Genomic DNA, 26,926 nt, shown 5'->3' with positions numbered 1-26,926 from the left:
AGCGGCTGTGCCAGCACAGCGGCAGATCACGTGCAGGCAAACGACCCGTCGTTTGCACCTGTTATCCCGGATATCCCGCGCGAGCACATCGTTGAAGACGGTGGCTTGTTTCGCCCTTATATGGCAAACAGTCTGTATTCCGACGTTACCGCCCGCCGTGTCGGTGACATTATTACCGTGACGCTGAGTGAAAATACGGCGGCATCCAAGTCGGCGGGGACAACCACGTCAAAAGAAACCGGCGTCGATTTACAGCCCATCACCGGACTAGGTGGCAATGCTATCAATATTGGACCCGAGTCGATTCAGTTGGGTGTTAGTTCGTCAAATGAATTTACCGGCGACGCCCAAGCGAACCAAAGCAACAGTTTGAACGGCAGTATTTCGGTTACGGTTGTTGATGTGCTCGCTAATCAGAATCTGGTGATCCGCGGCGAAAAGTGGCTCACCCTGAATCACGGTGACGAATACATTCGCCTGACCGGCATTATTCGGCCGGCCGATATTTCGCCGGCGAATGAAATTGTGTCTACCAAAATTGCCAATGCGCGGATCCAGTACAGTGGTACCGGCAGTTTCGCCCGTTCACAGGAAAAGGGTTGGTTAACCAAGTTCTTCTCCTCTGAATGGTGGCCGATGTAAGGAGGTCCTATGCGATTATTCACGTGTTTATTACTTAGCTTTGCCCTGTTCAGCCACCAGGTATTTGCCCAGCGCATCAAAGATGTAGCCAGTATTCAGGGCGTACGAAGCAACCAGTTAATTGGCTACGGGCTGGTAGTGGGTTTACCTGGTACCGGTGAACAAAGTCCGTTTACCGAGCAGAGCTTCCGTACAATGCTGAGCAATTTTGGCATCAGCCTGGACCCGAATACCAAACCTAAAATTAAAAACGTTGCCGCTGTCGCGGTACACGCCGAACTGCCGCCATTTACCAAGCCAGGTCAAACTATTGACGTTACGGTATCGTCCATTGGTGAGGCGAGCAGCTTACAAGGCGGTACGCTGCTACAAACCTTCCTGAAAGGCGTCGACGGCAATATTTATGCGGTTGCACAAGGCAGCCTGGTCGTTAGCGGCTTTGGCGCTCAGGGCGGCGACGGTTCGCGCATTATTGTTAATACCCCAACGGTAGGGCGCATTGCTAATGGCGCATTAGTTGAACGCGCTGTACCGAGTGGCTTTGCTGCCGGCGACAGTTTAACTCTGAACCTTAACTACCCGGACTTTTCAACAGCCAAAGCGTTGGCAGACACTATTAACGAGCGGTTTGGTGCCCAACCAGAAAAAGGCTACGCCATTGCTGAACCACTGGATGCGGCGTCTGTGCGCGTGACTGCACCACGCGATCCGGGTCAACGAGTTGGCTTTCTGGCAACACTGGAGAACTTTGAGTTTACGCCCGCCGACGCGCCAGCCCGTGTGGTGGTAAATAGCCGCACCGGCACCATTGTTATTGGGCGTGATGTGCGCTTACTACCCGCTGCTATTACGCACGGTGGTCTTACGGTAACGATTAGCGAGAATCAACAGGTATCTCAACCTAATGCCCTGGCTGATGGCGATACGGTGGTGACCACACAATCCATCATCGATGTGAATATGGCCGACAGCCGAATGTTTAAGTTTGAGCCGGGTGTAACACTGGATCAATTGGTTCGCGCCGTGAACGAAGTTGGCGCCGCGCCAGGTGACCTGATGGCAATACTCGAAGCCTTGCGTCAGGCAGGCGCGTTACAGGGTGAGCTGGTGGTGATCTAATGGACTTACTCAACAGCAAAACAACACTGGAAAACGCCCGTAACGTACACGATATGTCGAGTATTAACCGCCTCAAAGAAGCGGTATACAGCGACGACAAAGATGTGCTGAAAGAAGCTGCGCAGCAGTTCGAGGCGATTTTCGTGCAAATGATGCTGAAGTCTATGCGTAAAGCACAGGATGCCATGGCCGATGAAGACAGCCCGTTTAATTCTGAGCAAATGAAATTTTACCGTGACATGCACGACCAGCAAATGGCGGCGGACATGTCCAGCGGTGGTGGCCTGGGACTGGCGGATCTGATTGTTCAGCAGTTAGGTCAACCCGAAAAAGGCCAGTTTATGCCGGCCAGCGTGTTGCGCAACGACGGCAATTTATCGTCACTTAACTGGCAAAATCGAACCCAGGTCGAAGAGGCACAGGCGCTGGCAGAGTCGGTTTCAGAAGAAGCCGTACAGCAAGCGTTTAAAGCCGCGGCGTTCGACAACCCGGCGGCATTTGTGGAAGCCCTGTATCCGGTAGCGTCAAAAGCAGCCGAAAAACTGGGTGTTGCACCTGAAGCGCTCATTGCACAAGCGGCGGTTGAGACCGGCTGGGGCCAATATGTCATTCACGACAGTAAAGGTAACAGTTCGAATAATCTGTTTGGTATTAAAGCCAACAGTCAGTGGAAAGGCGAAGCGGCCACGGTAGACACCGTTGAGTTTGATGGCACGGTTGCACGGCAGCAAAAAGCGGCTTTCCGCAGTTATGAATCACTGGAACAAGGTTTAGGTGATTACGTTGATTTCATTCGTGATCAGGACCGCTACAAAGGCGCCGTAGAGCAGGCCAATGATCCCAAAGCTTACTTTAATGCTTTACAACAAGCTGGCTACGCGACGGATCCACAGTATGCAGACAAGATTATGTCAGTGTTGAACAGCGATCAGTTCCGGAACTATTTACCATGAAGTCGGTGATTCGGGAGGCTAGCCTATGAGCAGTAATGTGGATCTGTACTCCATTGCGACCAGTGGTGTTAATGCCAGTAGCCGTCTGTTAGCCACCACCAGTAATAACATTGCCAATGTTAACTCCGAAGGTTACGTTCGCGAACGGACGGTGTTTACCAATGAATTATTAGGCGGTGTGGGCAAAGCGACCACCGAACGGATCATTGATAAATTTGCGCAAAATCAAATGCGTCGGGATATCACCCAGGTTGGCGAATGGCAAACCTACTACAACAAAACAGAAGCCATCGATAACTTACTGGCCAATGAGGCGAATTCGCTGTCTACGGGCTTAAGTGAGTTCTTTGCCTCTATTCAGACCGCAGCGGATGACCCGACCAATCTGGCTTCACGCGATTTGGTGTTGAGTCAGGGCGATGCCATGTTGCGCCGCATGAGTTCCATTGCTGATTTTATGAATTACAAGGAAGACGAGCTCAACCTTGAATTCGAAAGTATGGTGAATCGTTCCAACAGCCTGATTCAGACAATCGGTGATTTAAACAAAGCCATTCTGGTGGTGAAGGGTAATCACACCGGCGGTGAACCTACTGCACTGTTGAATGAACGCGACAATGCCATAAATGAACTCGCCGAACTGATGTCTATCGAGATCCGCGAGAGCAGCAATGCCAGCGGGTCGCTGCTGGTAAATTTAACCAGCGGTGAATCACTGGTGCTGGAAGACGGTAGCTTTAATTTGTTTGAGCTCACCGACAGCGCCGATGTGATGTACAAACAGCTACAGTTAGGCACCACGTTCAAGGGCGCCAAAGCTAATACCAATATCCGTATTACCGAAGACGATCTGGGCGGTTCTCTGGGCGGCTTATTCCGTTACCGTGATGAAGTGTTAGGGCCGGCGCAACGCGATATCGGCCAGTTGGCCGTGGCCTTTGCGGATGCGGTTAACAGCCAGAACCGGCTGGGTATGGACCTCGACTTCCAGTTGGGTGGCGATATCTTCACCTTGCCAGAATTAACCGGACTGCCTTATACAGGCACCCCTGACACCTTGCGGGTTTCAGGGCAGTTTACACCCGGTCAGGGGAGTGAAGTGACTGACGCGGATATCCGGGTAACGGTAACCGCTGTGTCTGGCGGCGTGCCTTCACAAGTGTCTGTTGAATTACTGAATGCAGATGGCAGTCCCAAAACGGACGAAAATAATCAACCCGTCAGTTTTAGCGGTATTGCGGTTACGGGCGGTTTTACTGAACTTCCCGGTGGTATCGAAATTCAGTTTCAGTCAGCATCGGGCTACAGCGTTGGCAATGAGTTTTTATTTCAGCCGGTAAAATACAGCGCAACAGATATTGAAATGGCTACGACGCGCCCGGAAGATTTGGCCTTCGCCAGTCCGATTCGCGTCGACGTGAACAATGGCAACCTTGGCGATGCCGAAGTTGTTGCAACGAAAGTCACCAATACCGAAGTAGACGCTGCCTTAGGTGCAGATGCGTCAGCCTTTGATGGCGCTGGCGGTATTCACGGTCTGGCTGGATCACCCAGTGCAACTGTGGGGGCACCGGTACAAATTGTTTTTACCTCGGAAACCAGCTTTAACGTGCTGGACGGTGAAAACCCGGCCAACGTTATTACCAGTGTGAGTGGTGTAACAGACTACACGGATCTGCTGGCTCAGGCCGAAGCGTCAGGTGTCCCGGCTTGGCCTGCGTCATTTTCTGCACTTAACGACTATCCGGGTTATGATTTTAGTTTGCAAGGGAAGCCGGTAGCCGGTGACAGCTTCACCATAAGCTACAATACTGACGGTAGCTACGACAATACTAACGCCTTGTCATTGGCCAGCCTGCAAAAGCAAGGCTTAACCAAGCTCAGCACCAACAGTGTGAGTCAACCACGCACCTTGCATGAGAGCTACTCAACCCTGGTCAGCCGGGTGGGAGAGGATGCGTCTTCTGCCAGTATTGCATTGCAGGCGGCAGAAGCCATGAAAGTGCAGTCAACGGACTGGTTTGATTCGGTGTCAGGCGTGAGTCTGGATGAAGAGGCGGCTAATCTGGTGCGCTATCAGCAGTCTTATGCGGCGGCGGCGCGTATCCTGTCTACCGCTCAAGAATTATTTAACACCATTTTGTCTTCAGTTAGGTAGTCACTATGCGTATTACGACCAATCAGCTTTACGATCAGAATATCCGCGCGATTATGGATAATCAGGCCGGACTGGCGGATACGCAGCTGGCACTGTCTTCTGGCAAGCGAATTAATAAACCGTCTGATGATCCGGTGGGCGCCGCCAAGGTTATCCGCATGACGGAAGAGTTGGACAGCCTGACACAATTTCAACGCAATAACGATCTGGTGACCGGTTCGCTGGCGCAGCAGGAATCCATACTGCGCAACATGACCGATACCATGAATCGCGCGCGGGTGCTGGCGCTGCAAGCCGGTGACGGATTGCTGTCTGATGCAGACCGCAAAGCACTGGCGTCGGAAATTGCCCAAATTAAAGACGAAGTCTTTGATCTGATGAATTCGCAAAACGCCGATGGTGACTATTACTTTGCTGGCTATCAGTCTGAAACTCAGCCGTTTGTGTTTAACCCTGGGTCAGCGGGCAATGCCTATACGTTTCAGGGTGACAGCGGTACTAACGAAGTCCAACTGTCGAGTAGTGTAACCATTCGCAGCAGCGCTTCCGGGCAATCTGTTTTCGAAGATGTTGCGGCGCGCCGCAATTTTTCCATTACCGGTACGTCCGGTATGACTGTGGATTATGCGCTGGTGGCGGGACAGGGCGATTTCGATAAATTCTATCGCAATAACTATGACCCGATAAACGCGGCTAACAACAACTATCAGGTTAGTGTTATTTCACCTACGCAGGTGCAGATCACCAACACCGGTACCGGTAATGTTGTGGCGACACAAGGCTACAGCAGTGGTGAGCCGTTTACCTTTGCGGGTATTGATTTCACCTTAACCGGCACAACCGGGTCAACGCTTAACTTCCAGTTAGATGCGCCGGAAAAGAAAAATATTGCGCAAACGCTGCATGAACTGGAAGGGATTCTGGATAACGAAAACGTCAGCGATGAAGACTTCCGCGAAGGGCTGAGCGATGCCTTGGTCGGTATCGATAATGCACTTGAGAAGATCGGCTTCGAAGTATCATCGATAGGTGCAAGACTGAACGTCGCAGAATCCGTGTATGAAACCAATCTGGATTTAGAAGTGGCAACCAAAGACGCACGTTCTGCCATTCAGGACGTTGATTATGCCGAAGCGTCTGCCGAGTTTGCTAAGCAGGAAGCTGCACTAACTGCTGCGCTGTCGACTTTCCCTAAAATTTCCAACTTGAGTCTGTTTAACTACCTCTGATTTTGAATGTGGCCAGGTACATGCGGCTTTGGTTGTCGACATGCGACGAGTAGTAACTCATGAGTAATGTGTTGTCATGAATTGCAAGGCCGGGGTAACCGTTGTCACCTCCGCTTGGCAACACGCTGAGCGTAGTAAGTTTGCCTGTAACCGTGTCTAACAGCCATAATCGGGTGTGCAGTGTTTTTCCGTCCCAGTATCGCCCTGCCACCAGTGCTGACTCATCATCAATCAGCAGCATGGCCGGCCCGCCAATATACACACCCAGATCTTTCCACTGCCAACGACGGTAGGGCGGCTTACTAATGCCGAGTTGGGCGGTAAAACTGTCGGCATCACGGCGGACGACAGTCACCAGGGTGCTATCGGAGGTAAAGCGTAAATCACTCTCGTTTGGATAACCCAGACCGTGTTTTTGTTGAGAAAGGATGGCTTCAGAGACAATTTCCATGCGGCCTCGCAACTGTCCACTGTACAGATTTAACTGGTTGGCTTGCCGTAAATAGCCGATTCCCCAACTGCGACCTTTGTGTACTTGTGCGCGCCAAAGCCACCAACCTCTTGGGCCAGGAAAATGAACGCCAGACCAGACATTATTGCCATTGGAAAACCAGCTAACTGTTTCGGCTTTCGGGTTCGACGGAATATAGCGGGTGTGTGCAAGTAATCGCAGCGTCTTACCATCGAGGCAAAAATGCGGGTCCCGCAGATCAGTATTGGGTAAATGCAACGTTGATTGAGATATCCGTTTGCCCGTCAGTGAGCATTGCAAGACAATGACACGTCCATCTTCCGACATATGGTCGCAGCCAGCGCGATAGCAAATAAAAATATGATCGTTAAATATTACTGTGTCGCCAAACGCATTGTGGGTGAATCCGTGACAGATCCGCTTGACGTTATCTAATTGAATTTTCACATTTACACCTGGCATATAAACCGTATTACCGCGAACAAGTCCACCTGTTTCATCTCCTCCTCAGTATAACGCCACCCGATAGCCACAAAAGTTTTTTTAAAAATTTTATTAAAGGGAATTTCAACAATGTCGATAAAGGACTTGAGAGAGCCAGTTCATCAATTACCCCTCAGGTTTTGATGACTACTAATACAATGTAACGCCGGAGATCCCGGCAGCCAGCTCTAGCTGGATTGAGAGTGTAGGAGAGACTTATGTCTTTGTACGTCAATACCAACGTGTCTGCAATAAACGCGCAACGCCAGTTGTTCGATGTTTCTAATGCTTTGAGCACGTCTTTCGAGCGTCTGTCATCAGGATTCCGCATTAACCGTGCGTCTGACGATGCGGCAGGTCTTCAAATTACCGATCGTATGACTTCTCAGATCCAAGGTCTGAACCAAGCCGTACGAAATGCCAACGACGCCATTTCATTAACGCAAACTGCTGAAGGTGCTTTGTCTGAGACGACAAACGCATTGCAGCGTATCCGTCAGCTTGCGGTACAGTCACAAAACGGCATTAACTCGTCTGCAGACCGCGTAGCGCTTCAGCAGGAAGTTACAGCGCTGGTTGCTGAGTTGTCGCGTATTTCAACCGATACCCAGTTCGGTGGACTAGATATTCTGACCGGCGGTTACTCTGCAAACTTCCTGGTAGGCGCCAATGGCGGCCAAACCATCTCTGTAAACCTGTCTCGTTCTGGTGGCTTCGGCGCATCGGGTCTGGGCGTAGGTACAGTGTCGGTATCGTCGTTCGCTGCTGCAACATCAGCGCTGACTGCGGTAGACGCTGCAATCTCTGCAATTGGTGCTCAGCGCGCTCAGTTAGGTGCATTGCAAAACCGCTTCCAGTCTACTATTCGTAACCTGAGTAACATTTCTGAAAACGTTTCTGGCGCACGTTCGCGTATCAAAGATACCGACTTCGCTGCAGAAACCGCTGCTCTGACGCGTAACCAGATTATTCAGCAGGCAAGTACCACGGTACTGTCGCAGGCGAATCAGCGTCCGCAAAGTGCGTTGCAGTTATTAGGTTAATCGAGATGATTCCTAAGTCAGGGAATGGGGCCAGGAGGTAGTGAACCAGGTATCCACCTGACAGCAGAGAGTAAGCTCACTCTCTTCAAAAAGAGCAAAAGCCGGACGAAAGTCCGGCGCTTTATTGATTCTAACTAACTGAAAAATAAGCTTAAAAAAATTTAGTAAAAAAAGGCTAAAGGATTTCTCCTGCCTGCACGATAACTATTACAAAGGCACTGCGAACAAAAATAATAAATACGCAAAAGTGCCAGGTTGATCGCCCCAATAATAACAACATGATCGACCAAACCAGGTTAACAAAAACAATAAAAACCTGGGTAATACAAAATCGTTAGGAGATTAAAAAATGAGCTTATATGTTAGCACGAATGTGTCGTCGCTGAATGCTCAGCGGCAACTATTTACCTCAAATTTGCATTTGAGTACCGCTTTTGAGCGTTTGTCTTCCGGTTTCCGGATTAACAGCGCCAAAGATGACGCGGCTGGATTGCAAATATCAGATCGGATCACGTCTCAAATCATGGGTCTTGATCAGGCTGTTCGTAATGCCAATGACGGTATTTCTCTTGCTCAGGTCGCTGAAGGCGCTATGCAAGAAATCACCACTGCACTGCAACGTATCCGTGTTCTGGCTATCCAGGCACAAAACGGTATTAACACGTCTGCAGACCGCTTAGCACTTCAAAAAGAAGTATCAGCACTGAAACTGGAAATTAGTCGTATTGCGGCAACTTCACAGTTTGCTGGTGGCGATATTTTGACAGGCACTTTTTCTACCGCATTCCTGGTGGGTGCGCAGGCCGGTCAATTTATTAGCTTTAACCTGTCCCGGACAGGGGGCTACGGCTTCTCTGGTCTGACAAACGGTTCTGACGCCAGTGTTCTGACTGCGGCGCAAGCTTCAGCAACGCTTCCTATCATCGACTCGGCCATTTCCGCCATCGATGCCAAGCGGGCAGACCTGGGTGCGGTACAAAACCGTTTTCAGTCAACTATCAGAAACTTAAGTAATATTTCCGAGAATGCGTCGGCTGCACGGTCACGGATTCGGGATACAGATTTTGCCACCGAAACGGCAGAACTGACACGCTGGCAGATTATCCAGCAGGCGAGTACTACGGTACTTAGCCAGGCAAATCAACGTCCACAAGCGGCATTGCAGCTACTGCAATAATCAGAGTGAACGCATGATGATGCTCAAGACTGTAAAAATGCGGGGGCAGACTGCAGTCGATAATCGAATAACGATGAGTAGAAAATAAGAAAAACGGTCGAGTTGCAATATGTGGGGGCAGACTGCAATCGACCGGTGAGTAGAGTGTATTTGCAAGACAACGTGGTATTTGGTTAAAGCTAAATGACAAAACCAGTGGGTTTTGTGTGTTGAGCTAAGCTGCCGACTGACAGGAATGAAGCCAGGAGGTAGTGAGAGGTATGAGGTCTGAACATCATACCTGCCGCCAGCAAGAGCTTTTGCTCAGTTTAGCGCTGCTTAACCAGGCATTTGCCAAGCAAAGCGTCAGTTTTTTATCACTGACGCAAAAGATAATGCATAGGCTGTGCCAACACGTTGAAGTGAATTTTAAACTGCGTTGATAACAACAAAAAATACAACGCTTACTTTAACTGTTAGGAGAAATCCATGAGTCTATACGTTAACACCAATGTGTCGTCGTTAAATGCACGCCGACAACTGTTTACCTCTTCAAATGGTCTGGATACCGCGTTTCAGCGTTTATCCTCGGGCTTTCGCATTAACTCTGCGGCGGACGATGCAGCGGGTTTGCAAATCTCAGACCGGATGACCAGCCAGATAATGGGCCTGGATCAAGCAGTACGTAACGCAAATGACGGGATTTCTCTGGCGCAAACCGCCGAAGGTGCAATGGCAGAAATTACTACCGCTTTGCAACGTATCCGGGTATTGGCCATTCAGTCTCAAAACGGTATTAACTCGTCGTCTGACCGCCTTGCACTGCAAAAAGAAGTGTCTGCGCTTAAATCTGAGATTTCACGAGTCGCTACCACAACACAGTTCGGTGGTGTCGATATTCTGACAGGTGGCTATTCAGCGGCCTTCCTGGTGGGGGCAAATGCCGGTCAAACTATTAGCGTTAATATTTCGCGTAATGGTGGCTACGGGTTTTCGGGTCTTACCAACGGAACAGATTTAACGGTGGTATCAGCTTCTGGCGCTTCAGCAGCGTTAACTACCATCGATTCAGCAATCTCTATTATCGATGCGAAACGCGCGGATCTCGGTGCTATTCAAAACCGTTTCCAATCAACGATTCGAAACCTTAGCAGTATTTCTGAAAACGTCTCAGCGGCAAGATCTCGCATCAGAGATACAGATTTTGCCACCGAAACGGCACAACTTACCCGCTGGCAGATTATCCAGCAAGCAAGTACAACTGTGCTTTCACAGGCTAACCAACGACCGCAGGCAGCATTGTCGTTATTAGGCTAAACTTGAATACAAAGAGAGGGTGGAACTGAGAGGCCAACCCCAGCCAAGGATGGCGGCCGAAAGGCCACCAATAAAGGGAAGAAAACGCCGACTAACAGAACTGAGAGTGTAGAATTTAAGGTTGAGAGGCCAGTATATTTCTACTAATCCTGCCAGCCAGCAGAAACCGAATTTGCTCAAACTCCTAACGTGAGCAAGTTGGCCGGGTCGCCTTTTAGACCCGGCCTTTTTTATTCTTATCGCCGAATCATCACCAGTCAACTTACAGATTTCTATTATACAAATCCTGTGCCAACGTTTTTTTGACGCGTTAATATTTTTACTTTTTCTGCGTCTGTTTCTGTCCATACGCTGTTGCTTCGCATGACTGGCGGCTTTTTTCAGGCAATCACTAGTACACTTTGAGCAGAAAAATACGCCAAACATCCGGTTACTATCACGATGACTGAGTACTACATTTATCACTGCTAATGAACAGGCATTGCCACATGGCAAATATGAGCTGGTGATTTATTGCCGCTAATTGAATTACTTACTGTCTCAGCAAGCACTTTTTTAATTACTTTATCGTTCCCACACCCATTGAATATTTACCCAGCATCAAGCTTCCTTGTAAGTGCATTGATAATTTTACCTGGCTGATAGTCGGATCGGCGATGTCGAACCACCAATTGCTTAAACGTGGTGTGCTGAATAAGCGCCAACAGAACAAAAAGAACAGACAGGTCACGCTGACGTCCAGCAACGTTGTTTTGGCGCATCCGCTCATTTAACAAAACATTTCGCGATAGCGTTTCAACGCTAATTGCGCATTTTTGTACCGGCATTTTAAGCGCTTTAGTGTGTTAGGTTATAAAAAAAAAGATTAAAACTGTTACAAAACAACGGTTTAAAAATAATTTAAAAAAAGTGAGAAAAAAAACTAAAGAAACTCAAGGAATGGTCGATACCTATAGTTGAGGGGTAATTCATTCTATGAATTGCGTAGTTGCCGGAGGGCGCTACAAATATGAGGTGGTTTAGCTGGATATCAGTCCGCTGAATCAGGTACGTAAGGTTTCAGTTTAGCAGAATTCGCTGAATTCAACTAGCTGAAACCCCAGGAGGTTAGATAATGTCTTTATATGTAAATACAAACGTCTCGGCCCTGAATGCGCAGCGTCAGTTATTCGATGTCAGTAATAAACTAAGTACATCATTTGAGCGCTTGTCGTCAGGTTTCCGTATCAACAGTGCTGCTGATGACGCAGCGGGTCTGCAAATCTCAGATCGTCTGACTACGCAGGTTCAGGGTTTGAACCAAGCCGTACGTAACGCTAACGATGCTATTTCGTTAACGCAAACGGCGGAAGGTGCACTGTCAGAAGTAACGACCAGCTTACAGCGTATTCGTCAGTTGGCGGTTCAGTCTCAGAACGGTATCAACAGCTCCGCTGACCGTGTTGCACTGCAACAAGAAGTAACAGCATTGGTTGCAGAAATTTCTCGTGTATCTACAGATACCCAGTTCGCTGGTGTTGATTTGTTGAAAGGTGGTTTTTCTGCTGCGTTCCTCGTCGGTGCAAACGGTGGTCAAACAATTGGTGTAAACCTGTCTCGTTCAGGTGGCTTTGGCGCATCAGGTCTGGGGGTTGGGTCTGTTTCAGTATCATCTGTAACTGGCGCTACGTCAGCACTGACTGCAGTCGATAACGCAATTTCAGCTATCGGAGCACAACGTGCATCGTTAGGTGCCTTGCAAAACCGTTTCCAATCGACTATTCGTAACTTGAGCAGTGTTGCTGAAAACCTGTCAGGCGCACGTTCACGTATTCGTGATACTGACTTTGCTGCAGAAACTGCCGAATTAACTCGAAACCAGATTATTCAGCAGGCGTCTGTTTCTGTGCTGAGTCAGGCTAACCAGCGTCCACAGACAGCGTTATCGCTGCTGGGCTAAGGTAGCTAACCGGACACACTCCGGTAAAGCATATATAGAGTAAACGGGCATCTGCTTTTAGCAGGCCCGTTTTGGCGTTTGTAATCAGGGGGTTAATTGTGGAAATTTCAACGTCACAAATTGGCCAGAATTTTGCTGGTGTTAAGAACTCAAACGAGTTGCAGACTGATAAGTCGTTAGAACAGGTACGTCCTGAGGTTAACGTCGAACAGCAAAACCTGGAAAAAAATAGCACGCCTTCAGCAGAAGATATTCAAGCTAATTCAGATTCTGCCGATAACTTTCAAAGAGAGGGGCGTAGCCAGGACCTGGACATTGCAGTCGAGGAAATTCAGTCATTTTTGCAGGTACAAAACCGCAATCTTGCATTTTCTATCGACGACGATACCAAGCGGTCTGTGGTAACGGTTAAAGATTCTTCATCAGGTGATGTAATCAGACAAATACCATCAGATGAAGTGTTGAGGTTAGCGGAACGCATAAAAGATCTCCAGCAAGACATCGGAAGTAGCGTGGGGGTACTTTTAAACAAAGAAGTGTAGAGGTGAATCATGACAATTCAATCGTTAGGTGTTGGTTCCGGGCTTGCGCTTGACGACCTGGTCTCGCAATTGCTCGACGCTGAACGCGCGCCCAAAGAGGAGCGCCTGAATGCAAAAGAAGAGCAAATAGAAGCTGAGATCTCGGCGCTGGGCCAAATTAAATCGAAATTGTCAGACTTCAAGGATACGCTCGATGAAATGCGCCGTGATTCCGACATCAACGGCCGTGAGCCAACCATTACCCATCCATCGGAAGATTCTGAAATATTTACCGCTGAAGCGGCCAACTCTGCATTGCGCGGGTCTTATGAAATCGCGGTTACCCAGTTGGCTTCAGGAAGTCGTATTGAAACCGCAGACGCCGACTATGCCGGTAGTTCCGATGCGGTATTAACCGACGCCGCAGGTCCTGCCACCATGACGTTCAAAATTGACAACACTGGCGACAGCTTTACCGTGAGTGTGACTCAAAATATGACGCTGGCGCAGTTGCGTGAGGCAATTAACGACCACAGCGATAACTTCGGTGTGAACGCGAACATCATTGACACAGGTACTGCCGCCGGTGGAGCAAAACTCGTGTTTACCTCTACAACAACTGGGGCCGGGAACGACCTTAAGATTGTGAACGACGGTGATCGGGCTGAACTCGATAAACTGACAACAACCGATTCTACCGAAACCGCAACGTATCTGAGTGCCGTTAAATCGGCGGCGAATGCCAAAGCGACCATTGATGGTATTGCGGTTGAGAGTGAAACAAACAACTTTGAAAACACCATTCAAAACGTGTCTTTTGAAGCGACGAAAATTTCACCTCTGGATACCGACGGGATAACCCGAATGACGTCTACGCTGGAGATTGGTTACGATCGTGACGGTCTTGAGTCGAAAATCCGGGATTTTGTAGACAACTACAACAAAATCATCGACGAGATTAAAACACTGACTCGCTACGGTGAATCAGAGCTCGAAGAAGATGGCGCGCTGGCAGGTGATTCATTGCTTCGAGGGATCAGTAGTTCACTGGCCAGCATTGTTGGTTCGAGCGTTGATTCTTCGTCATTGGGCAGTCTGTTTTCGCTGGGTGTAGAGCTGGACTCTGACGGCAAATTAGAAATCGGTAGTCTCGATTTCGGGCTGGGTTCGGGTCAGGAGCGTTTGCAAGATGCACTTGACGATAACTTCGACGAAATCGCAAAGTTATTTACAGACGAAAACCAGGGTATCGCCACGCGTCTTTATGAAATCACTAAAGAGTACACTTCGTTCAGTGGATTAATTAGTTTGCGTGAACGTTCCGCTAAAGATGATCGCGATCAACTGAATGATGACCGCGAACGTTTCGAACTACGCATGACGAATTACGAGCAGATTCTGCGAGATAAATACCTTAACCTTGACCAAACCGTCGCAAAGCTGAATCAAACAGGTTCTGCTTTACTGGCTGCACTTGGTTAACGCTAGTGTATAGGAGTTAACATGGCACTTACTGGCATCAATGCATATCGAAAAGGCAATCTTAAACAAGACATTGCTAATGCAGATCCACACAAACTGACACTGATGCTGATGCAAGGCGCATTGGACCGCATCGCTTATGCAAAAGGCGCAATGGAGCGACGGGAATTTGAGCAAAAGGCACAGTTGATATCGCGTGTATCGGCAATTCTTATGAACCTGCGCGACACGCTGGATTTAGAAGTCGGCGGAGAGACGGCAGAAAATTTGTATGCGCTGTATGACTTTATGATAGAAAAACTAAATGAAGCCCATGCTAAGAACAGCTTGCAGATGCTCGATGAAGTGACTAACCTGTTAACACCCATTCGAGACGCTTGGTTACAAATTCCTGAGACGGCTAAGCAGGAAGCCTTTGAAGCCCAGCGTCAGAAACGTGAAGCTGTGTGAGCGAAAACAATCTGAATCATGAGTTAACGCCCGATAACCTTCGGGCGTTAAACGCCAAAATTTGTGAATGTATTGCAAAGCCCGATGAACCATCGGGCTTTGAGCTTTTTAATGCGCTGATAACGGAGCGCGATGTCCTCATCCAAGGTATCCTCGCCAGCGAGGACACTGAATTTGTGAAGAAATTTGCCGAACTGGAGTTGGTCGTCAATAATGAACTTAAGGGGATGGCGCAATCCTTGCTAAAGTCTGCTAAAGATGATGTTAGTCGCTTTATTCGAAGTCAGGCCGCAATTAAAAAGTATAAATAGGTATGCTAAAAGACATACAGCTACACGTAGAGCAGGACGAAGCTCTGCAACATGCTATAGAGCAATCTACCGCTCCCGAGATTAACCGGCGGGTGCTGGATAATTCTATTTCATTTCAACATGTTATCCCTACTGTTTATCAGCAGATTCGAACCAATCAAAGCAGAAATGCGTCGATATTTTGTAACCGGGCCGGTGAATTAAATATATTCGATTACCGGGCCGGAGGCGTATTGTATGGTTTGCACCCGCGTCAGGAGATTGACAGGCAGTTAGCGTCGTATGTGCGCCATCCTGTCAAAATATCGTTAGCCGAACACGGTGAAAGTACGCGAAACGACGCGGAAATACTTAAGGGTGTCGACAGTCCGGTAGACACTCATCGCGCCAACAACCAGCCGCTTCCTCCCAATATTAACGTGATGGTGGTGTTTGGTATCGGCCTTGGTTACCACATCGCCGAATTAATCGAACGCTTTTCTATTAAACACCTTATCGTTTACGAACCGGAGTTTGCTTATTTTCGCTGTTCGCTGTCGGCTACGTCCTGGAAGCAAATCCTGAATACTGCAAGCAAGAAAGGGACAGCGCTGTATTTGCAGCTTGAACAGGATGGTTCCAGATTTACCGATGATTTACAGGAACTGGCTGCAAATGTTGAGGTGGATGAGGTGTTTTTATACCGTCACTACAACGATCCAATCTTTAATCAGTTGGAAGAAGCGAGTTGTAAACTCAGTTGGCCTGAGTTGTGTAAATGGTTGCCAAAACACGCATCTCAGTTAGCAATTACCGATTACGTCTCGCCATGGACACACGTTGTTGAAGACGAACAATGGCGTAAGGATTATCTCGACCACGCACGTTTCGAGAAAAACCTGCAAGCGTTTAAACATTTCTTGCCGGCGCTTTACAAAGAATTCAGTGACTACGAACCGGTGAAGTGGATGCCATTGGGCAATGCCCGTGGTGAGGTCAATGTGTTTTACCGGCCAAACGCCATCCCGTTTTACAGCGATAGTCCTAAAGATGACTGTGAAATTACGGTCGATGCGTTTTCTGAGCGTCCCAACAAAGACGGTCTGGTACTTGGGTACCGGGGGAAAAAACTGAAGCCCTATTTGCATTACCAGATGGTAAATAAGGCCGAGAAGATCCTCGACAATCTGGAAGGCTCTAAAAGTAACTTACCTGAAACTATCCGATGCATGATTATGTTTGGTCTTGGCGTGGGTTATCAGCTTGAGACACTTTCCAACACTCACAACATTGAAAAACTGTTTGTGTGTGAACCGAATCGGGATTATTTCTACGCCTCTTTATTCGCTATCGATTGGGACGGGATCCTGAACCGCTTCGACGACTTGAATGCGCGTATTTATATCAATGTGGGCGACGATGGTAGCAATATCATCGAAGATTTACTGACGCAGTTTCATTCTATTGGCCCTTATGTGCTGGCGAATTCCTATTTTTTCCAGAGTTACCACAATGCGCTGCTGACAAACGCGATAGTGCAATTGCGTGAACAGTTAAAAGTCATTGTTGCGATGGGCGATTTTTTCGATCACGCGAAATACGGTGTGGCGCACACAACCTGGAGCGTGGAGCAGGGCATTCCTTACCTGAAAAAACGTGCCGATAAACTGTTGAGTTGGGACCATAAAAACACGCCGGTGTTTATTGTCGGCAACGGCCCCTCACTGGATGGGTTAATCAGTACAATCAAAGAGCACCAGCACAGCGCAATTGTGATTAGTTGCGGAACAGCGCTCCAGACGTTACATCGCCACGGTATAAAACCAGACTTCCATGCTGAAATTGAAGCGAATCGTTCCACATTTGACTGGGCTGTCAGGATCGGTGATTTGGACTACCTGAAGCAGATCACCCTGATAAGCTGCAATGGTATTCACCCTGACACATGCGGACTGTACAAAGATGTTTTGCTGGTGTTGAAAGAAGGCGAGTCTTCTACGGTATCCCTGACAGAACTGTTCGGCAAACAGCATCCGTTTGAGATTGTTAGCCATGCTTACCCGACAGTCACCAATTTTGTTGCAAACTTCTGCCGTTCACTGGGCATGCAGCAATGGTATTTGCTAGGTGTAGATATGGGGTTTGTTGATCCGGAATATCACCATTCGAAGTCGTCAGGATATTACACAGAGAAAGGCGAAGAGCGATACAGCTACCAGGAAGACAATGACACCAGCATAGTGACCGAAGGAAACTTTCGGGCCACGGTGAGAACCAAATATGAATTTCGCGTTTCAAAACGGGTCCTTGAGCAAACGTTGCCCAAGCAGGCCGCGGTCTATAATTTGAATGACGGGGCCAAAATTAATGGCGCTGAGCCGCTGCGAAAAGACAATATTATTGTCTTGAATGACGAATCAGCTAAACAAGCGGCGTTAACGCACATACGCAATACCTGTTTTACTGATATTGACCGGCAAAGTTTTGTTACGCGTTGGCGTGACCGCTATGACCCACTGGTTCTGGTGAGTGAGCTTAAAGCGTTGATTACGTTAGTTGAAGAACCGGTTGAGGATCGCTCAGCGGCGGAATCGTTTGCAGATCGTCAGCGTAATTATCTGGTGGATTCTCTTCTCCGACGTAAGTCACTACTGTTCTACTACCTTAATGGCACAATGAATTTCGTAAACAGTGCGCTCATAAAGGCGTGCAGCGTGAGTGATGACGACGACATGCTCAGTGCTTTCAATGAACTAAAAGCACTGTGGCTGGATCTGCTCTTAAACATTGCCAGTATTGCCGAATTCGATAACGCTGGGTTCGACTTCATTTCGAGTTTCGAAATGGAACGTCGCCGACTCTTCATGGCGCTCAGCAACCAGCATGATGAGTTCGCTTACAAGAACATAAACGCAAGCGACGATCAGGCTGCTGCAATGGCCGACGCGCTTGGCGTCTTGCAAGTAGAAAAAGCAATCAACAACACAACTGGCACAAAGCGGTATTCATTACACTGGATGAATGAAAAGCGCTTGCCAGTTCAAACTGATGAGCCTGCTATCGCAATTATCAGTGACGAAGAAGTCTTTGAGTTTGCCTGGTCGCAACCACTTACAATGCCCGTATTGTATCTACCCGGCGATTTCCGCATACCCAACGATTCACCCAATTGCCAGGATGTTCACCGAGCATTTATGGCCAGTATTGCAGTAACCGGCTCACGCCAGTTCAAATTGTTTTTGCCGAAATTGATTCTGGCTGAGACCGATCAGGTAGAAAGATACTATGATATTGAATTAATTAAGCATTTAATTGCTTATGATTGTGGTAACTTTATCGGCTTTGCTGATTCCCCCATCGACGTTAATGAGTTAACGTTTGGTGAAGGCACGCGCGCGCGCTTTATAAGTCATCCTATCGACGACGCAGACATTGTGCAGTTCTGGCACACCGCTGATGAGATAACGGAAATAAAGCGATTTAAAATAAGTAAATTTAACGCATTGGCGGTGACACTATGAGCGTATTCGACAATCGCACTATCCTGATCACAGGTGGTACAGGTTCATTTGGTAAGCGGTTTGTAAGCTATCTGCTGGCGAACGCGTCGCCTAAGAAGGTGATCATATATTCGCGGGATGAACTAAAGCAATTTGAAATGCAACAGCAGTTCAATGCGCCCTGCATGCGGTATTTTATTGGTGATGTACGCGACAACGAGCGTATGAAGATTGCCATGAAGGATGTTGATTACGTGGTGCATGCTGCCGCACTTAAACAGGTGCCCGCTGCAGAATATAACCCCAATGAGTGCATTAAAACCAATATCAACGGAGCGCAGAACGTGATAGATGCCGCGATGGCGAACAATGTTGCCCGGGTCATCGCACTGTCGACAGACAAAGCTGCCAACCCGGTAAACCTCTACGGTGCAACCAAGTTGGCGTCTGACAAGCTGTTTGTTGCTGCCAATAACATCTCGGGGGCAACCGGGCCGCGTTTTTCCGTGGTACGCTACGGCAATGTCGTTGGCTCTCGCGGTTCCGTGGTGCCTTTCTTCCGTCAATTATTAGCAGAGGGGCGCACAAAACTGCCGGTAACCCATGCCGAAATGACCCGTTTTTGGATCACGCTCGATGAAGGTGTGGAATTCGTGGTGAAAAACTTTTCGCGCATGCAGGGGGGAGAGATTTTCGTTCCGAAGATTCCGTCGATTCGTATCACCGATTTAGTCGAAGCCATGAGTGGCAGCAGTGATTACGAATTAGTCGGTATTCGCCCGGGTGAAAAGTTGCACGAAGTGATGGTGCCGGAAGAAATGGCGCACCATACCATTGAGTTTGACGACCACTATGTCATTGCGCCGGCAATTACGTTTTTCGATAAAAATGTGGATTACCGGAAAAACCGCCTGAATGAAACCGGCACGCCTGCGGCAGATAAATTCGAATATCATTCTGGCACCAATCCTCACTTTCTGACTATTGAAGAATTACAGGAACTGGACCGGCAAACGCTATGATCCCATACGGCAAACACACCCTGTTAGAGCAAGACATCGACGCTGTTGTTGATGTGCTGAAAAACCAGTTTCTGACTCAGGGCAGTCAGGTGCCGTTGTTTGAGCAGGAGTTGTGCCGTTACACCGGAGCACAATCGGCGGTAGCGGTGAACAGTGGAACCTCCGGATTGCATATTGCCTGCCTTGCCGCAGGCGTTACACCTGGAGATACTGTGTGGACAGTACCCATTTCATTCGCGGCTTCAGCAAATTGTGCCCGTTATTGCGGTGCTTCGGTCGATTTTGTGGACATCGATCCACACACGCGTAACCTTAACGTGTCTGCCTTGGTCGATAAACTGCATCTGGCTGCAGCGGAGCATACCCTGCCTAAAGTGATTGTGGTGGTGCATTTTACCGGTAGCAGCAATGACATGGCTGCAATAGCGGCGATTACAGAGCCTTTCAATATTACCCTGATAGAAGACGCTGCCCATGCATTGGGTGCCAGTGATCCTCAGGGCCATAAAGTCGGTGCCTGTAAGTACTCCGCAATGACCGTACTGAGTTTTCATCCGGTTAAGTCGATTACCAGCGCTGAAGGCGGCGCAGTATTAACGAACGACGATGAGCTGGCGGCACTGTTACGTCGCTACGCCAGTCACGGCATTACGCGTGAGCCCGGCATGCTGGGCGACGAACACGCCGATGAGCCCTGGTTCTACGCCCAGTTTGAGTTGGGGTATAACTACCGGTTAAGCGATCTGCATGCAGCACTCGGACGCTCTCAATTGGCGCATATAGACGAATTTATCGCCCGTCGGCGAGCGCTGGCTGAAAATTATCACCAGGCACTGGCCGATTTACCGCTCATATTGCCTCAACCTGACGCTAACGGCGCATGGCACCTGTATATGGTTGAGCTGACCGCACATGACCGCACCGACGTGTTTAACGCTTTAAGGGCGCGAGGCATTGGGGTTAACGTGCATTACATTCCTATACACTGGCACCCATATTATCAACAGTTGGGTTTTAAGCGTGGGCAGTTCCCGCAATCAGAAGCCTATTACAACCGGGCGCTGACTTTACCTTTATATCCCGGACTTTCTGCCGATAACCAAAATGAGGTTATTCAACAGCTGAAAGAGGTCCTGGTGTGAAGATTGCCGTCATTCCTGCCCGTGGAGGCAGTAAACGCATTAGCGGGAAAAATATTAAAACTTTTGCTGGTAAGCCGCTTATCGCTTACTCACTGGCTGCGGCAAACGCGTCGGGGTTATTTGACGATATTGTTGTGTCGACAGACTCTGATGATATTGCCCAAGTTGCCCGTGACTATGGCGCGACACAGATCATCAAGCGTCCGGAGTCTTTGTCGAACGATATTGTAGGCACATTCCCGGTTGTTCAACACGCTATCGAGACCTATCAGCAATCGGTGCAGCAGGTCGAGCATGTTTGTTGTATCTATGCGACGGCGCCGTTTTTACAAGCGCAGAAATTGATCGAAGGTTACCAGCGCCTGAGTCAGGCGACAGATAAACACTTTGCGTTCTCGGTGACCACCTTTCCTTTCCCTATCCAACGCGCTATCCGGTTAAAAGGCGAGGGCGTGGAACCGTTGGATCATTCACAAATGACCAAGCGCTCGCAGGACCTGGAAGAGTGTTATCACGACGCAGGCCAATTTTACTGGGGAACCACGCAGGCTTATCTGTCGAATCAACCCATGTTTGCACCACACAGTATTCCCGTGGTGTTGCCCCGACACCTGGTTCAGGATATCGATACACCTGAAGACTGGGAGCGTGCAGAACTGATGTATCGTGCTTATGTGGCGGGGTAAAGGTCATGGTAAAATCAACAATAGCGCCTGTATTCATCGGCGATCGCGAAATAGGGTCGGGTACATCACCGTTTATCATTGCTGAACTCAGTGGCAACCACAACCAGTCTATCGACACCGCCCGGGCCATGATTAAGGCCGCTGCAGAGGCCGGTGCCCACGCCATTAAATTACAAACTTATACCGCAGACAGCATGACGCTGGACGTACAAAGCGAAGACTTTGTGATCGGTGAGAAAGACAGCCTGTGGTACGGTGCCAGTCTTTACAGTTTGTATCAGAAAGCCAGCACGCCCTATGAGTGGCACAAGCCGCTATTTGACTACGCCAATGAGCTTGGCATGCTTGCCTTCAGCTCGCCGTTTGACGAGCAGGCCGTGGACTTTCTTGATGAATTAAACGTGCCTTGCTTTAAAATTGCGTCGTTTGAATTGACCGATATGCCGTTAGTACGCCGCGCTGCCAGTAAGGGCAAGCCCCTTATCATGTCTACCGGCATGGCCAGTTTAGGTGAAATCGAACAGGCTGTAAGCACCGCTCGCGAAGCGGGGTGTGAACAGATCATTTTATTAAAATGCACCAGTACCTATCCGGCCGATCCGATTAATACCAACTTAAATACCATTCCTCATTTGCAACAGGCTTTTGGGGTGCAGGTTGGCCTAAGCGATCACACTGGTGGTATTGGCGCGGCGGTAGCCTCGGTGGCGTTAGGGGCAACTGTGGTTGAGAAACATTTCGTCCTCGACCGCAATGGCGGTGGCGTAGATGCGGCATTCTCACTGGAACCCCACGAATTAAAAAGCCTGGTCACCGAAACGGAACGTGCCTGGCAGGCACTGGGCGGCGTGTGCTATGGCGGTACTCAGGCTGAAGACAAAGCCAAGCAATACCGACGTTCGATTTACGTGAGTCAGGATATCAAGGCTGGCGAGGCCTTGGGCCCGCACAACCTGAAAATTGTACGGCCAGCGTTTGGACTGGCCCCCGCGCATTGGGACAGCGTACAACAGAAAACGGCTAAAACAGCGCTGCCTAAAGGCACCGCGCTGAAATGGGAGCATATTGGCTAATGGCGCAATTGGTGTTTTGTGTTGCGGGTAATGCTGAAACCGGTATCGGCCATCTGATGCGCTGTTTAGCACTGGCTCAGGAAGCTGAAGTGCAAGGCGTAGACAGTGTTTTTGTGGTGGATGACGCGGCAAAAGCGCTGTGTCTGTCGCGCCACGACTGGTGCGGCAGGTTGGTCGGCGTAACGCAGGATGAGCAAGCTCGCCTTGTTGCAGTACACAAAGAAGCTGCCCAGGCACACACCATTGCAGTTGTAGTCGACGGATATACGTTTAGTGAAGGGTTTATCCACTCACTGTGTGACGGAGAAACGCCGGTGGTTTTGCTGGATGATATCATGCAGCCCGGTTTTGAACGTGTTGCGCTGATTTGCAACCCTGCCGGAGAACACCTGCATTCTGCCTATCAGCAAGCCAATCCAACCGCATTATTGTGTCTGGGGAGCCGCTATCGTTTATTGCGCCGGGAATTTAGCGTAACGATGCCGTTGCCAATTGTGCAACGCGTCAGTCTGACCATCAATATGGGCGGAAGCGACCCAGTCGGACTCACGGTTCCTTTACTAAAAGCAATCGCAGACGCCTTACCGGATGCCCCCATACGTGTGGTAACGGGCCCTGGTTATCAACAGCTCGAAGCGCTACAAACGGTTATTGCCAGTAGCCAAAGCGCCATTCAACATGTCCACAACTGTCAGGATATGGCTGATTTGTGGAATAACGCTCGTCTGGCAATAGCGGCAGCCGGGGGAAGTCAGTTCGAATTAGCGGCTTGCCTCACGCCTTCGGTGTTGCTGGTCGTGGCAAACAATCAGATAAATGCAACTCAGCAGGCGGCTACGCAAGGTTGGTGTGAAAGTTGGGACGCCCGGGGTAAGCCCGATCTCACCGCACTGGTTTCGCGCATTGTGTCACTGTGGGAGAATGACGCTGAATTGGCCACTATGCATCAAAAGGCGCAGGCGCATGCTGAAACCCAGGGCGCACTGGAACTATTGAGCTGCATTGCCAGGCTGGAGCCGGCAAATGTTAGCTGAAAAAGTGGTCAATACCATAGTACTCTCTGATTATCAGGTAACCTTGACGCCGGTTACACTGGCCGATCAGCCCCTGATTCGCACATGGCGCAACCGCGACGATATTCGCGCGCAAATGTTGTCGCAGGATATCATCAGTGAAGAACAACAACACGCCTGGTTCCAGCGGATGCAATACGATCCGAAACAGTTGCACTGGATGGTAAGTTTCAGAGAGCAGCCTATTGGCGTTACCAACGTAAAGTCATTGCAAACGGGAAAATCAGTATTTGATGCTGAGATCCTCGAACCGGGTTTGTATATCGGTGAACCCCGTTATCAGGGAAATCTCATTGCGTTTGCACCCACACTGGCAATGTATGACTATTGCTTTGACGCGTTGGGAACAACGTGCTTTCGGGCCGTGGTAAAACAGACGAACCAGGCGGCGCTATCGTATAATCAGAAGCTGGGTTACGCGGTAACCAAACAAGGTGAGTATTGTGAGCTTGAGTTAACGCAGGCGGATTACCAACAGCACACCGCGCCAATAAAACAGTTTCTGTCTCGTCATCGAAAGTAATGAATATAATGAACAATGAGGTTAACGTGGATAACCAACAAAAACTGGCTCAGGCCTTTACGACGGCACTGGGGATCAGTGCAGACACGGTCACTGATGAACTGACCTATAACACTATTCCGGAGTGGGACTCCACGGCACATATGATCCTGATTGCAGAGTTAGAGAATGTGTTCGATGTGATGCTGGATACCGATGACATTATTGATATGAGTTCGGTTGCCCAGGCAAAACTTATTTTACAAAAGTACGATGTCAGTTTCGGATAATCAACCTCTCCATCAAGCGTCTGTACTGGTGACTGGCGCAACGGGTGGGCTAGGCCGGGCAATTGTTGCACGGTGCATTCAGGCTGGCGCTACCGTTTTTGCTGGTGGCCGTGATCAGGCCGAGCTTGACGCAATGGAAGCCACCTATGGCAAAGCATTGCATGGTTTTAACTATGATGTCACCGATGAGTCAGCCGTAAAAGAGACGTTTCGCCAGCTACAGCGCCTGGTCTCAGATGGCGTTGCGCCGCCGTTATACGGTCTGGTAAACAACGCGGGGATTATGCTGGAAGCCCCGTTGTCAGTAACCAGCATGGATAAGCTGAAGCAGCAATTGAACGTGAATTTTCTTGCCCCGTACCAGCACATGCAACTGGCTGGCAGATTAATGAGTCGGTTGCGTCGCGGCAGTATCGTTAACATGGTGTCGCAGGTAGGTGAACAGGGAAGCAGTGGCATGAGTGCCTATGCCGCCAGCAAAGCCGCGCTTACTGGCGCAACCAAGTCGTTAGCCAAAGAACTCGCGCCTATTGGCATTCGAGTCAATGCGGTAGCGCCAGGGTTTATTGACACCCCCCTTACCGAGCATTATGACGCAGAAGCAAAGAACAAAGTCACTGCGCGTATTGCTCAGCATCGGGCGGGGACGGCTGAAGAAGTTGCGGATGCCGTGTTCTATTTGCTATCGCCTCAGGCATCGTACACTTCCGGACATGTGTTACCGGTAGACGGGTTGTTTTGCCCATGACGTTAGTCGTGCCCTTCATCGAATCGCATCGAAACAGTGAGCGCATTGCGCTTAGCGATGATCAACGCTCGATGGCCTACCGGGCACTCCACCAAGCGGTGTTACAACGGGCAGAAATACTGCAAAAACACGTCAGCATTGCCCGGCCTGTGGTGATTTTGCACGCCCACAACAGTATTGAAAGTGTAGTGAACTACCTGGCGCTATTGGCGCTTGACTGGGTAGTCATGCTGTTACATCCCGCCACACCAGACGCTTTGGTAAACGAATACGCCAATCGCTATAACGCCAATCTGCGTGTGTCTGAAGAAGCAATCACCGTATTGTCGGCAACAGGAGTTAACACCGACCCACGCCTTAGCGTATTGCTTTCCACATCGGGTAGCACGGGCGCAGGGAAATGTGTTGCGCTGTCTCAACACAATATCCTTAGTAACTGCAATGCGATTTTGGACTATCTTCCCATCGAGGAAAGTGATATCACACTGGCAACCTTGCCACTGAGTTATTCCTACGGTTTGTCGGTGCTAAATACGCACCTGGCCAAGGGCGCCCAATGCCGTTTTACCGAAGCAAGTGTGTTCGACAAGGCGTTTTGGCAGATCCTGAAAGACACCCCGGTTACGTCTCTGGCCGGCGTACCGTCATTTTATGAAATGCTGCTGCGCATGCGTTTCAACCGTATGGAATTACCCGCACTGAGGTACTTTACTCAGGCGGGGGGCAAACTAGCCAGCCAATTCATTTTGCAGCTCGCTGACTATGCGAAGCTGCACCACAAACAGTTTTTTGTGATGTACGGACAAACCGAAGCCACAGCCAGAATGGCTTTTGTTGAGCCCGGCAACATAGCACGTAAACCCGGTTGCATAGGCAAAGCAATTCCCGGTGGCGAATTTATGTTGCTGGACGACGATGACGCGCCCATTTATGCCGTCGATACGCCGGGTGAACTGTGTTACAGGGGCGAAAATATTATGCTTGGTTATGCTGAGTCGGCGGCTGCATTGTCTGCCTTTTCGCCCTCGGCCTGGCTGAAAACCGGAGATCTCGCCCAAGTGGATGCAGACGGTGATTACACCATTGTTGGGCGTAAAAAGCGCATGTTGAAGGTATTTGGCGAAAGGGTAAATCTGGACGCCATTGAGCAACTGTTTGCGGAACAAAATCTGGTTGTGAAGTGTTGTGGTCAAGACAATAAACTGCTTATTGCCTGCACAGAAGGCGATGCAGAAGCGGTAGAAACACTGCAAAAAGCCCTGATTCAGTTACCGGCTTCCGGTGTTAAAATATGCCAAGTGGCGAGCTTCCCACTATTGAATAACGGTAAAACCGATTACTCGTCGCTGATGGCAATGCTGCTCGGAGAGAATGCATGACAACGCAACCCGATGATGCATTGCTAAACGATTACGAGCAGGCGTTTGCCGAACTGTTCAATGCGCCGGTGTACGAGCTTACCCAGACTGAGAAAGAAGCGCTGCTGCTGCCTTTGCTGCTGCGTTTGCACACGTTGCATGTGGAACGGAGCGACCATTATCGCCGGTTGTTTCATCATTTCTCAACGGCGACATCAATGACCGAGTTCCCGTTTCTTGCCGTTCGGTTGTTTAAACAATTTGCCTTAAAAAGTGTT

Annotated in this window: 24 protein-coding genes and 1 pseudogene; 24 read left to right on the top strand and 1 reads right to left on the bottom strand. The window is 49.3% G+C overall.

The features are described from left to right. From flgH to flgL, 5 genes are all read left to right on the top strand, one after another. The coding region (gene flgH, locus AC4MRN_RS07540; protein ID WP_491202919.1) for a flagellar basal body L-ring protein FlgH at nucleotides 1-642 on the top strand (642 nt) is incomplete at its 5' end. A 9-nt stretch (nucleotides 643-651) separates the two neighbouring features. Then, a complete protein-coding gene (locus AC4MRN_RS07535) occupies nucleotides 652-1,761 on the top strand; it encodes a flagellar basal body P-ring protein FlgI (RefSeq protein WP_370240188.1) in 1,110 nt (369 codons plus the stop codon). Then, nucleotides 1,761-2,714, top strand: coding sequence for a flagellar assembly peptidoglycan hydrolase FlgJ (gene flgJ, locus AC4MRN_RS07530; protein WP_475069841.1), 954 nt, complete (start codon nucleotides 1,761-1,763; stop codon nucleotides 2,712-2,714). The genes AC4MRN_RS07535 and flgJ overlap by 1 nt, the downstream gene beginning before the upstream one ends. Nucleotides 2,715-2,739: 25 nt before the next feature. Continuing rightward, complete coding sequence (gene flgK / locus AC4MRN_RS07525) at nucleotides 2,740-4,872, top strand: flagellar hook-associated protein FlgK (protein ID WP_491202918.1); 2,133 nt, start codon at nucleotides 2,740-2,742, stop codon at nucleotides 4,870-4,872. 5 nt (nucleotides 4,873-4,877) lie between these two features. After that, a complete protein-coding gene (gene flgL / locus AC4MRN_RS07520; protein ID WP_491202917.1) occupies nucleotides 4,878-6,101 on the top strand; it encodes a flagellar hook-associated protein FlgL in 1,224 nt (407 codons plus the stop codon). Here the strand turns inward: flgL and AC4MRN_RS07515 are convergent. Then, the gene (locus AC4MRN_RS07515) at nucleotides 6,088-7,020 is read right to left on the bottom strand and encodes a hypothetical protein (protein WP_491202916.1); all 933 of its coding nucleotides are present in this window, start codon (nucleotides 7,018-7,020) and stop codon (nucleotides 6,088-6,090) included. The genes flgL and AC4MRN_RS07515 overlap by 14 nt on opposite strands. Before the next feature lie 254 nt (nucleotides 7,021-7,274). Between AC4MRN_RS07515 and AC4MRN_RS07510 the strand changes: the two genes are divergently transcribed. The 19 genes and pseudogenes from AC4MRN_RS07510 to AC4MRN_RS07420 form a co-directional block, all read left to right on the top strand. Then, nucleotides 7,275-8,099, top strand: coding sequence for a flagellin N-terminal helical domain-containing protein (locus tag AC4MRN_RS07510; RefSeq protein WP_370241856.1), 825 nt, complete (start codon nucleotides 7,275-7,277; stop codon nucleotides 8,097-8,099). A 349-nt stretch (nucleotides 8,100-8,448) separates the two neighbouring features. Then, nucleotides 8,449-9,276 carry a flagellin N-terminal helical domain-containing protein gene (locus AC4MRN_RS07505; RefSeq protein ID WP_370241858.1) on the top strand — a complete coding sequence of 276 codons (828 nt, stop codon included), beginning with the start codon at nucleotides 8,449-8,451 and terminating at the stop codon, nucleotides 9,274-9,276. A gap of 468 nt (nucleotides 9,277-9,744) precedes the next feature. After that, on the top strand, nucleotides 9,745-10,572 hold the full coding sequence (locus AC4MRN_RS07500) for a flagellin N-terminal helical domain-containing protein (RefSeq protein WP_370241859.1): 828 nt from the start codon (nucleotides 9,745-9,747) through the stop codon (nucleotides 10,570-10,572). Between the two features lie 1,114 nt (nucleotides 10,573-11,686). Next, on the top strand, nucleotides 11,687-12,511 hold the full coding sequence (locus AC4MRN_RS07495; RefSeq protein ID WP_370241861.1) for a flagellin N-terminal helical domain-containing protein: 825 nt from the start codon (nucleotides 11,687-11,689) through the stop codon (nucleotides 12,509-12,511). A 98-nt stretch (nucleotides 12,512-12,609) separates the two neighbouring features. After that, a complete protein-coding gene (locus AC4MRN_RS07490) occupies nucleotides 12,610-13,053 on the top strand; it encodes a flagellar protein FlaG (RefSeq protein WP_490403480.1) in 444 nt (147 codons plus the stop codon). A gap of 9 nt (nucleotides 13,054-13,062) precedes the next feature. After that, a complete protein-coding gene (gene fliD / locus AC4MRN_RS07485) occupies nucleotides 13,063-14,514 on the top strand; it encodes a flagellar filament capping protein FliD (RefSeq protein WP_370241864.1) in 1,452 nt (483 codons plus the stop codon). A 21-nt stretch (nucleotides 14,515-14,535) separates the two neighbouring features. After that, on the top strand, nucleotides 14,536-14,964 hold the full coding sequence (fliS, locus tag AC4MRN_RS07480) for a flagellar export chaperone FliS (protein WP_370164203.1): 429 nt from the start codon (nucleotides 14,536-14,538) through the stop codon (nucleotides 14,962-14,964). Further along, the gene (locus AC4MRN_RS07475) at nucleotides 14,961-15,275 is read left to right on the top strand and encodes a hypothetical protein (protein ID WP_255054150.1); all 315 of its coding nucleotides are present in this window, start codon (nucleotides 14,961-14,963) and stop codon (nucleotides 15,273-15,275) included. Before fliS ends, AC4MRN_RS07475 begins: the two co-directional genes overlap by 4 nt. 2 nt (nucleotides 15,276-15,277) lie before the next feature. Continuing rightward, entirely contained in the window at nucleotides 15,278-18,775 is a 3,498-nt protein-coding gene (locus tag AC4MRN_RS07470) for a 6-hydroxymethylpterin diphosphokinase MptE-like protein (RefSeq protein ID WP_491202915.1), read from the top strand. After that, entirely contained in the window at nucleotides 18,772-19,776 is a 1,005-nt protein-coding gene (gene pseB, locus AC4MRN_RS07465; RefSeq protein WP_487964707.1) for a UDP-N-acetylglucosamine 4,6-dehydratase (inverting), read from the top strand. The genes AC4MRN_RS07470 and pseB overlap by 4 nt, the downstream gene beginning before the upstream one ends. After that, nucleotides 19,773-20,918, top strand: a complete 1,146-nt coding sequence (gene pseC, locus AC4MRN_RS07460) for a UDP-4-amino-4,6-dideoxy-N-acetyl-beta-L-altrosamine transaminase (protein ID WP_488801421.1) — start codon at nucleotides 19,773-19,775, stop codon at nucleotides 20,916-20,918. The genes pseB and pseC overlap by 4 nt, the downstream gene beginning before the upstream one ends. After that, on the top strand, nucleotides 20,915-21,604 hold the full coding sequence (gene pseF / locus AC4MRN_RS07455) for a pseudaminic acid cytidylyltransferase (protein ID WP_370241872.1): 690 nt from the start codon (nucleotides 20,915-20,917) through the stop codon (nucleotides 21,602-21,604). Before pseC ends, pseF begins: the two co-directional genes overlap by 4 nt. Before the next feature lie 5 nt (nucleotides 21,605-21,609). After that, nucleotides 21,610-22,677 (top strand): pseudaminic acid synthase, encoded by a 1,068-nt coding sequence (pseI, locus tag AC4MRN_RS07450; protein ID WP_491202914.1) that lies wholly within the window; start codon nucleotides 21,610-21,612, stop codon nucleotides 22,675-22,677. Next, entirely contained in the window at nucleotides 22,659-23,711 is a 1,053-nt protein-coding gene (pseG, locus tag AC4MRN_RS07445) for a UDP-2,4-diacetamido-2,4,6-trideoxy-beta-L-altropyranose hydrolase (RefSeq protein WP_491202913.1), read from the top strand. The genes pseI and pseG overlap by 19 nt, the downstream gene beginning before the upstream one ends. Beyond that, on the top strand, nucleotides 23,701-24,273 hold the full coding sequence (locus AC4MRN_RS07440; protein WP_491202912.1) for a GNAT family N-acetyltransferase: 573 nt from the start codon (nucleotides 23,701-23,703) through the stop codon (nucleotides 24,271-24,273). Before pseG ends, AC4MRN_RS07440 begins: the two co-directional genes overlap by 11 nt. 26 nt (nucleotides 24,274-24,299) lie before the next feature. After that, nucleotides 24,300-24,542: an acyl carrier protein gene (locus AC4MRN_RS07435; protein ID WP_255054269.1), complete on the top strand. Its 243-nt coding sequence runs from the start codon at nucleotides 24,300-24,302 to the stop codon at nucleotides 24,540-24,542. Continuing rightward, nucleotides 24,526-25,290 (top strand): SDR family NAD(P)-dependent oxidoreductase, encoded by a 765-nt coding sequence (locus tag AC4MRN_RS07430; RefSeq protein WP_491202911.1) that lies wholly within the window; start codon nucleotides 24,526-24,528, stop codon nucleotides 25,288-25,290. Before AC4MRN_RS07435 ends, AC4MRN_RS07430 begins: the two co-directional genes overlap by 17 nt. Further along, a complete protein-coding gene (locus AC4MRN_RS07425; RefSeq protein ID WP_370241398.1) occupies nucleotides 25,287-26,669 on the top strand; it encodes an AMP-binding protein in 1,383 nt (460 codons plus the stop codon). The genes AC4MRN_RS07430 and AC4MRN_RS07425 overlap by 4 nt, the downstream gene beginning before the upstream one ends. Continuing rightward, nucleotides 26,666-26,926: pseudogene (locus AC4MRN_RS07420) on the top strand (hypothetical protein); the annotation flags it as partial. The gene AC4MRN_RS07425 and the pseudogene AC4MRN_RS07420, both read left to right, overlap by 4 nt.

It is taken from the genome of Marisediminitalea sp., assembly GCF_984433645.1.
Note: the sequence above shows the minus strand (reverse complement) of the source record. Positions and strands in the feature narration are given on the sequence as shown.

What these genes read in the sequence shown, in the direction of transcription:
- AC4MRN_RS07535 (WP_370240188.1), top strand. Translation starts at nt 652, where the DNA reads ATGCGATTATTCACGTGTTTATTACTTAGCTTTGCCCTGTTCAGCCAC.
- flgJ (WP_475069841.1), top strand. Translation starts at nt 1,761, where the DNA reads ATGGACTTACTCAACAGCAAAACAACACTGGAAAACGCCCGTAACGTA.
- flgK (WP_491202918.1), top strand. Translation starts at nt 2,740, where the DNA reads ATGAGCAGTAATGTGGATCTGTACTCCATTGCGACCAGTGGTGTTAAT.
- flgL (WP_491202917.1), top strand. Translation starts at nt 4,878, where the DNA reads ATGCGTATTACGACCAATCAGCTTTACGATCAGAATATCCGCGCGATT.
- AC4MRN_RS07510 (WP_370241856.1), top strand. Translation starts at nt 7,275, where the DNA reads ATGTCTTTGTACGTCAATACCAACGTGTCTGCAATAAACGCGCAACGC.
- AC4MRN_RS07505 (WP_370241858.1), top strand. Translation starts at nt 8,449, where the DNA reads ATGAGCTTATATGTTAGCACGAATGTGTCGTCGCTGAATGCTCAGCGG.
- AC4MRN_RS07500 (WP_370241859.1), top strand. Translation starts at nt 9,745, where the DNA reads ATGAGTCTATACGTTAACACCAATGTGTCGTCGTTAAATGCACGCCGA.
- AC4MRN_RS07495 (WP_370241861.1), top strand. Translation starts at nt 11,687, where the DNA reads ATGTCTTTATATGTAAATACAAACGTCTCGGCCCTGAATGCGCAGCGT.
- fliD (WP_370241864.1), top strand. Translation starts at nt 13,063, where the DNA reads ATGACAATTCAATCGTTAGGTGTTGGTTCCGGGCTTGCGCTTGACGAC.
- fliS (WP_370164203.1), top strand. Translation starts at nt 14,536, where the DNA reads ATGGCACTTACTGGCATCAATGCATATCGAAAAGGCAATCTTAAACAA.
- AC4MRN_RS07470 (WP_491202915.1), top strand. Translation starts at nt 15,278, where the DNA reads ATGCTAAAAGACATACAGCTACACGTAGAGCAGGACGAAGCTCTGCAA.
- pseB (WP_487964707.1), top strand. Translation starts at nt 18,772, where the DNA reads ATGAGCGTATTCGACAATCGCACTATCCTGATCACAGGTGGTACAGGT.
- pseC (WP_488801421.1), top strand. Translation starts at nt 19,773, where the DNA reads ATGATCCCATACGGCAAACACACCCTGTTAGAGCAAGACATCGACGCT.
- pseI (WP_491202914.1), top strand. Translation starts at nt 21,610, where the DNA reads ATGGTAAAATCAACAATAGCGCCTGTATTCATCGGCGATCGCGAAATA.
- pseG (WP_491202913.1), top strand. Translation starts at nt 22,659, where the DNA reads ATGGGAGCATATTGGCTAATGGCGCAATTGGTGTTTTGTGTTGCGGGT.
- AC4MRN_RS07440 (WP_491202912.1), top strand. Translation starts at nt 23,701, where the DNA reads ATGTTAGCTGAAAAAGTGGTCAATACCATAGTACTCTCTGATTATCAG.
- AC4MRN_RS07430 (WP_491202911.1), top strand. Translation starts at nt 24,526, where the DNA reads ATGTCAGTTTCGGATAATCAACCTCTCCATCAAGCGTCTGTACTGGTG.
- AC4MRN_RS07425 (WP_370241398.1), top strand. Translation starts at nt 25,287, where the DNA reads ATGACGTTAGTCGTGCCCTTCATCGAATCGCATCGAAACAGTGAGCGC.